Below are 7,797 nucleotides of genomic sequence, written 5' to 3'. Positions count from 1 at the left end.
GTCGGACCTGATCGACGGCTGCCTCATCGAGACCGGACTGATCATGGGAGCCGGATGATCGATCGGCCCGCCACCGCGAGTTCAACCCCGGTAGTAGGGCAGTTGGGTGTGGCTGAGCCGGCGCTGACAGTCGACCGCGGTGTCCCGTAGTGAGCCGTTGCGCAGTTCGTCAGTGGCTGGACCGGTTGTTCTTCTTCTGGTCGTGGGTGAGCCCACGGCCCTCAACTTCGTGGCAGCGGTCGATCATCTGCCGGTGACAGCAGCCCTCAGGCTTGCCATCCCGGCCCAAGGGCCAAGCCGGAGCGCGGCCCCGTGACCGCGTAAAGGGAACTCCGGCCCGGACGGTACCGACTGCATTCGCCCGCCGACCCGCACCGGGAAGATGCACCACTCCCGCGTGTGGAGCCCCCGAGCCCGTGCTACTAGCCGAGGGGCTCTGCGGCACCAGGTCCTCCATCGAGACATACTTACCAGATCGCCAGAGGTGTAGAGGCGGGTTCTCAAACTCCGTTAGACCTCCAGGGAATTTCGTTCGATGGAATGCTTATATTATTCGTGAAAACCTCGTAGATGAGGTGTTTGGCACTACTAAGCTGGACAATATCCAGGAGCCATACCGGTGCGGCCAGCGGGCATCCGTACCCAGCCAGCCCACTCACGGAGGAGTGACGCATTGACCGCGGAAGTAATTAACCAGAAATACGATTTGATCTTCGATCGGCTCGATGCCGACGGTAGCGGAGTCCTGGAATTCGCCGACTGTGAGCGCATGGGCCAGGACGTGATCCGCTCGGGATATGTGACCGAGGGTTCCGCCAAGGCGAGCGCGCTGTTCGCTGCCTACCGGGAGGCATGGGACCGTCTCGTGGCGGCGGCCGACACGGACGGGGACGGCGTCATCACCCGCGAGGAGTTCCGGTCCGCGATGTCCGACACCCTGGGGCGCCGGGAACAGGTGGTCGCCGGCTGCCGGGCGGTGCTGGACGCCGAATTCTCTGCGATCGACGCAGACGACGACGGCCTCGTGCCAGTCGCCGACTTCCAACGCTACCTGGAGGCCCTGGGCTCCAGTCCGGAGGAGGCCGCGGCCACGTGCTCACTGCTGGACACGAACAACGACAGGCAGGTCTCCCGGGAGGAATTCCACGCGGGCTGGTCGCAGTACCTGCTCAGCACCGATCCCTCTGATGCGGGAAGCAACTTCCTCGGAAGCCTGAGCTGAACCGAGCCGAATCGTCTCGGGTCTGGTCTCGCGTCTCGTCATGACAGGTGCGCTCCTTCGTCGGGCGCGGGAAGTGGACATGCGGTAGAGGAATGCCGCGTAGGTTGGTGCCCGGGCCGAACCGTGCTGGCAGCTCCCGCTGCGGGGCGGCCCGGGCACCGCTTTCTCTGAATCCCCTCACCCGCTGCAGGTCTGGTGTTTGACGCGCCGATCGGCTCGGGAATGCATGGCGCGAAAGCGAATTCGCATTGCGCACATTTTCCTCTCATATGCTTCCGCGGGGGAGATCTTCTCTTCCCGTTCGGATTTCTGAATTTCCAGTGGCATGCAAATCCATACTTTCGGGAGAAAAGTGACGGACATTCTCGAATACCACGGAGCCGGCCCCGGATCTCTACGTCCTCCCGTCGAAGCGGATACCACCCTGTGGCACCTGCTGTGTGAGCGCGCGGAGGCGCTCTCCGGAGTCACGGCCGTGATCGACGCGTCGGAAAGCCTGACCTACGCACAGCTCGTGGGCGAAGCCCGGTGGTGGGCCGGGTATCTGCGCGCAGGCGGGGTCCGAGCGGGCGATGCGGTGGCCTGTGCGATTCCGAGAGGCGTACGAGCGGTGGTCGCGCAGCTGGCCGTGTTCGCGGCGGGGGCGGTGTACGTACCGGTATCCGCCGACGAACCGCCGGATCGGCTCCGGGATCTGCTGGCGGGAGTGGACGTGCGGCGGGTGCTCGCACTGCCTGGGCAAGGTCTGCCCGACGGTGTTGCCCGGGTGGATCTGGGCGCGCCGGCAGCGCGTCAGTCCGGTTCCCGGCCGATGGACGCCGAGAGTCTCCCGGGGCCTACGCCGGAGATGCCCGCGTACATCATCCATACCTCGGGAACTTCGGGGCGGCCCAAGCCTGTCGCGGTCGGGCACCGGGAGATCGCGCACACCATGCGTGCTTACGCGCACCGGTTTCCCGCACCAGTCCGGCACATGATGATGGTCTCTCCCATGACGACGGATGCGTCGCTTCCGGGGATCTGGTGGGCACTGCTGTCGGGCGGGTCTGTGCGGTTGGCGTCCGCGGATCCCCAGCAGGCGGTGACCGAGCTGGCCGTCCAGCTTTCCCAGGGGCCTGTGAGCCATGTTCTGCTCACGCCTTCGCTGTACGGGGTGGTGCTGTCGCGTCTGGAGGGCGCCTCGCCGGACTTGCGGCAGGTCGTGGTGGGGGGTGAGCCGTGCCCGAGCGAGCTGGTCGCCGAGCACCACCGCAGGATGGCGGGCGTGGAGTTGGTCAACGCCTACGGCCCCACGGAGGCGGCCGTGTGGTGTGCGGCCGGCGTGCTGCGGCCGGGGGATCCGGTGACGGTCGGCACGGCCCTGCCGGGTACACCAGTGCTCGTGGTGGGTGCGGACGGGCAACCTGTTGCGGCTGGAGAGGTCGGGGAGGTGTGCGTGGCGGGAGCGGGGTTGGCCGCGGGGTATCCGGGTGACGCCGAGCTGACTGCCTCCCGGTTCGTCACGCACGCGCAGGACCGGCGGGAACGGATGTACCGCACCGGTGATCTCGGTCGCCTCGACGCGAGCGGCAGGCTGGAGCTGCTGGGCCGGTGCGATACGCAGGTGAAGGTGCGTGGCTTCCGGGTGGAGCCCGACGGGGTGGCCCGCGTGCTGCAGGAAGTGCCGGGGGTACGGGATGCAGTGGTGAGCGTCCATCAGGGGCGTCTGCTGGCCCATGTGGTCCCGCGGTGGGACGAGCAGAGCGCTGCCCGGCAGCTGCACGAAGCCTGGGACCAGCTGTTCAGCGGGCTGGATTTCCGCGACGAGCGGGCGGGCTGGACCAGCAGCTACACCGGTGAACAACTGCCAGAAGAGGAGATGGACGAGTGGATCGGCGCCACGGTGCGCCTGGCCGCCGAGGGCGGGCCCCCCGCCAGTGTGTTGGACCTGGGCTGCGGGTCGGGCATGATCCTGACCCGGCTGGCCCGCGCGGCTTCACGCGCCGTGGGCGTGGATGTCTCCGCCGAGTCCCTGTCCGCGCTGCGCGCCCGCCTCGACGATCTCGGGCTGTCCCATGTCGAGCTGCGGCGTGGGGATGTGGCCAGTGTCGGGGACATCACGGGGATGGAGTTGGTGCTGTGCAACTCGGTCGTGCCCTACCTGCACGGGAATGCTCACCTTTCCCGCGCCGTGACGGCCGCGCTGAGGGCGACGGCCCCCGGAGGCCGGGTCGTGTTCGGAGACGTGAAGGACCGCACCGTGCAGGACGCCTTCCACGCGGCCGTGGTGCTCCATGGGGCCGAGGGCTGTACCGACGTGGAGCTGTTGCGCGCCCAGTGGCGTCGCCGGGTCGCCCTCGATCCGTACCTGCTGGTGGACCCGCGCTGGTTCGCCCGCTTCGCGCCCCATGCACAGGTGCGGCCTCGCACCGGACGTGCCCGCAACGAGATGAACGACTTCCGCTTCGATGCAGTCCTGACCCCCGAACCGCCTGGCTCCGTCGTCGAGGTGGAGCGATGGTGTTCCTGGCCCGGCACTGTGGAGGGCTTGCGTGAGCTGTTGACGGTCGAGTCGGGGCCGGTGGGAGTACTGCGTGTACCCAACCGCCGTACGGCTGGGGGCTGCGCTGTGCGGGATGTCCTCGCCACCGGCCGCGGCGATCTCACCGCGGGTGACCTGCGCACCTTGGCCGCCCGTGCGGAAGCCGAAGCTGTGCACCCCGCCGTGGTGGAGGAACTGGCCGCGGAACTGGGGTGGGAGGTACGGCTGTCCCGCGCCGCGGGGTACCGCGACGGTGCCTTCGACGTCGTGTTCCTTCCTGCCTCGGCTCCGTCCTCGCCGGATGCCGGCGAGGAGGCGCCGGTCATGGTCCGCTGGCCGGAGCCGGCATACGACGGTGAGCTCCTCTCCGCTCCTGTACACCGGCACGTCCTGGCCCGCGCCTCTGAGGACCTGCTCCCGGCACTGCGCCGCCAGGCCGAGGCCCGCCTGCCCGAGCAGGAACGGCCCAGCCGGTACGTGCTGCTGACGGAGCTGCCCCTGGGCGCCAATGGCAAGCTCGACCGGACGGCCCTGCCCGCGCCGTCGAACGAGCGCCCCGTGGTCGCGACCGCCTACCGGACACCCGAACTGCCCATGGAGGCGACTTTCGCGTCGATCCTGGCGTCCGTCCTGGAACTCGACCGGGTGGGCGCTGACGACGACTTCGTCGAGCTCGGTGGCGACTCGCTGCGTGCGGTACGGGCCGCCACACAGATCGGCGACGCCGTGGGCCGTCGCCTCCCGGCCCGTACGGTGTTGGAACATCCCACCGTGGCCCGGCTCGCAGCCCACCTGGCCGCCCCGGACACATCGTTGCCCGGACAGCGGGACGTCTCCACCGCGGACGCCCTTCGGGAGATCGGTCCGCAGGGGCTGCGGCTGCCCGTGGGTCCCACCCACCAGTTCCTGCGGGTCAACGACGACCGGGCCGGCGGGATCCTGCCCAGCCACGGGCCACGCTTCTCGCTGGAATGCCACTACCGCATCAGGGGCCCGCTCGACGAGCGGGCCCTGTCGACGGCCGTCGACCGCCTCGTGGCCCATCAGCCCGCGCTGCGCACCGCGGTGCACCTGACCGGCGAACCGGGTGAACTGCACCAGACCGTCCACCCCGCTCACGATGCGATCCTGCGCCGCTCCCGCTTCGACTCAGCCGGCCACAGCAGTCCCGAAGGGTTCCTGGCCGCCCTGGACGCCGCAGATCCCCTCGACGCGACCGCCGGGCACGTCTTCGCCGCGACCCTGCTCGCCGTGGGGCCGCACGATCACCTGCTGAGCCTGCGACTGCACCACCTCACCTCCGACGGCTGGTCCCTCAACCTCGTCGAACAGCAGCTGTCCACCCTGTACGCGGACACCGCCGCGAACCGCACGAGCACCCTCCCGGCCACCGACTACCGCGCCCTGAACGCACCGGAGGAGCCCCGCGCAGAAGACCTCGACTTCTGGACCCGGCGGCTCACCGGCGCCCGGCCCTGCCTCCTGATCCCGCCGACCGGGCTGGGCGCCCACACCGATGTCCATGACGCGCTGCTACGAACCCTGCGCATCCCTGCTGCCACCGCCGTCGCCTTCCGGGCGCTGGCCCGCGCCGAGCGCATGACCCCGGCCAGTGCCCTGTACGCGCTCTTCGCCGCTGCCGTGGCAGCCGACACCGGACAGGACGAAACGCTCCTTCTCGCGGTCAGCGCCGCCCACCCCGAGAACATCGCCCACACCGCGGGCCTGTACGCCCAGGCCGTCCCCGTACGCCATCACGTCCCCCAGGATCCGACGCTGACGGTGCGACAGGCCCTGCACACCGCCGACGAGGACCTGCAGCAGGCCCTGCGCCACGACAGTGCCTCCCTGCTCACCCTGGCGGGAGTCCACCCGCACATTGGGGAACTCTTCGCCGCCTCGCAGTTCGTCTTCTACGACTACTTGCCGCCGGTCGAAGGACTGCTCCTGACCGGCTGCGCCGTCGAGCGCACGGACCAGCTCGACCCCGCCTTTGCCGGGCAGCTCTTCCAACTCCCCTGCGACCTGGGCCTGCTGGCCCGCAAGAGCGGCGACGCGCTGGACCTCGCGGTCATCTTTGACCCGGCCTACGCTCCGCCCCACTACGCCGAGAACCTGCTGGCCCGTCTGGCGGACGCGCTCACCGCCCTGACCGGTTCGGCCGACCGCCCATGGACGGGGCTGGTCCCCGCCGACTCCTGGCTCACCCGCCTGCGCTGACCCCTACGGCGGCTGTGGGCTACGGCCGCTCTCCGGCCCTCCACATCGCGTACTGCCTCACCCTGCTCAGGCCACCACCCGTCTCCCTCGCCGCGCAGTCGATGCCGGGGCCAGCACATGCGTTGGGGGCACAGCCGCTCCGCTGTGCCCCGAGTACACCTCCACCGACCGGGCCCTGCCCACGCCTGGCTGTGCCCTGCCCAGGCGCGCGGGCAGGGCACAGCCAGGTGCCCGCCACCCTCCCACCACATAAGGAGCACGCCTATGCCCAACGCACGCGCCGAACGCCGCGAGGCCAAGATCGCCGGCTGGATCGGGATCGCCATGGTGGCGTTCTTCCTTATCCCGCTGCCCTTCGTCCGTAACCCCCTGGGCCGCCCCTTCCCCTACTGGAGCGACTCCTCCGCCAGCATCAACACGTGGTTCGCCCAGAACCCGTCCATCTCCGGCTACACCATCGACATCGCCTTCGGCCTGCTCTTCATCTGGTTCGCCGCCGGCCTCAAGCGGTGGCTCACCGCTCCCGGCCGGGCACCGCTCGAGGCCGAACTCCTCATCCCCACCGCCCTGTCCGTGGGCATCTGCTGGATGATGTCCAACGCCGCGTTCCTCCTCGGCCCCATCGCCGCCGAACGCCCGGCAACGATCAACAGCGCCTACCTGCACCTCAGTTACGACCTGTGCGTCACCTTCGGCTACGCGGGCTCCCTTCCCCTCGCCCTGTTCGCCTACGCCGCGGGCAGCCTGATCCTGAAGAACACCACCCTGCCCCGCTGGACCGGCTGGACCTCCCACGTCCTGGCCGTGGCGCACTTCGCGTACTTCTTCAACGTCCTGAGCACCGGCGACAGCCTGCTCACCCCGTGGGGCTGGGGCAGCTTCGGCTCCTACGTCGGCTTCGCCCTATGGTCCCTGGCCCTGGGCGTGATGATGATCCGTTCCCCGCGCCCCACCCAGCCGCTGGCCCCCCGCGTCCCCGCCCCGGCCGCGGCAACTATCCCCACCCCCATGGCCTGACTGCCCGCATCACGCACGGCCGGGCCCTCACCGGCCCGGCCCCCCTCTGCCGGCCAAGCCCAGGAGCTCATGTGGACACCCGTACGCACCCACCGCTTACCGTGCCGCCCCTGTACTGCCCCTTCCCCCCGCGCCGCTCGCCGCACGCCGAGGCCGTCGACGCCGAGAGCCTCACCTGGATGCAGCGCTTCGACCTCTTCACCGACGACGCGCACCGCGAGTACACCCGCCGCGCCCACGTCGGGAACTTCGTCGGCCTGGGCATCCCTGACGGCCGCGCCGACACCCTCCTGGCCGGCACCAACTACTGCAACTGGCTCTTCGCTTTCGACGACGCCCTGTGCGACGAGACCCTCGGCGGCACCACCCCCGAGACTCTCGCCCCCTACCTCGCCCGCCTCAGCCGTGCTCTGCAGACCCCCCACGCCCCGCTGATGCGCGATGACAAGTGGGCCGCCGCCCTCCTGGACATCCGCGCCGCCCTCGACCACCAGGGCACGCCGGCCCAGGTCTACCGGTGGACCGACCAGGTCGACGCGTACTTCTCCGGTCTGGTCTGGGAGGCCGCCATCCGGCAGAAGCCGCACTCCGCGAGCCTGGACGACTACCTCATGATGTGGCAGAGCAGCAGCGCCGCCCTGTCCGCGCTCGCCTTCATCGAGATCGCCCAGGACTACGTCCTGACCGCCGAGGAATACCACGACCCACGCGTCCACGTCCTTGGTTCTGTCGACGATCTTGTGATCCGGACGGTTGTACGGGTCGTGCCGACTGTTCGCGATCATGCATCGCGTGCTCTCGTGATGTGCTCTTGGAG

Annotated in this window: 3 protein-coding genes and 1 pseudogene; all 4 read left to right on the top strand. The window is 69.5% G+C overall.

The features are described from left to right. Positions 1-673: 673 nt before the first annotated feature. Positions 674-1,222 (top strand): EF-hand domain-containing protein, encoded by a 549-nt coding sequence (locus AB0N07_RS48880; protein ID WP_365847156.1) that lies wholly within the window; start codon positions 674-676, stop codon positions 1,220-1,222. A gap of 325 nt (positions 1,223-1,547) precedes the next feature. Continuing rightward, the gene (locus tag AB0N07_RS48875; RefSeq protein ID WP_365847154.1) at positions 1,548-5,963 is read left to right on the top strand and encodes an amino acid adenylation domain-containing protein; all 4,416 of its coding nucleotides are present in this window, start codon (positions 1,548-1,550) and stop codon (positions 5,961-5,963) included. A gap of 264 nt (positions 5,964-6,227) precedes the next feature. After that, a complete protein-coding gene (locus tag AB0N07_RS48870; protein WP_365847152.1) occupies positions 6,228-6,980 on the top strand; it encodes a hypothetical protein in 753 nt (250 codons plus the stop codon). A gap of 71 nt (positions 6,981-7,051) precedes the next feature. Beyond that, positions 7,052-7,797: pseudogene (locus AB0N07_RS48865) on the top strand (hypothetical protein); the annotation flags it as partial.

The sequence above is a fragment of the Streptomyces sp. NPDC051172 genome (assembly GCF_040682555.1).
Taxonomy (GTDB): Bacteria; Actinomycetota; Actinomycetes; order Streptomycetales; family Streptomycetaceae; genus Streptomyces.
This window is presented reverse-complemented; position numbering and strand designations above follow the sequence as displayed.

What these genes read in the sequence shown, in the direction of transcription:
- AB0N07_RS48875 (WP_365847154.1), top strand. Translation starts at nt 1,548, where the DNA reads ATGCAAATCCATACTTTCGGGAGAAAAGTGACGGACATTCTCGAATAC.
- AB0N07_RS48870 (WP_365847152.1), top strand. Translation starts at nt 6,228, where the DNA reads ATGCCCAACGCACGCGCCGAACGCCGCGAGGCCAAGATCGCCGGCTGG.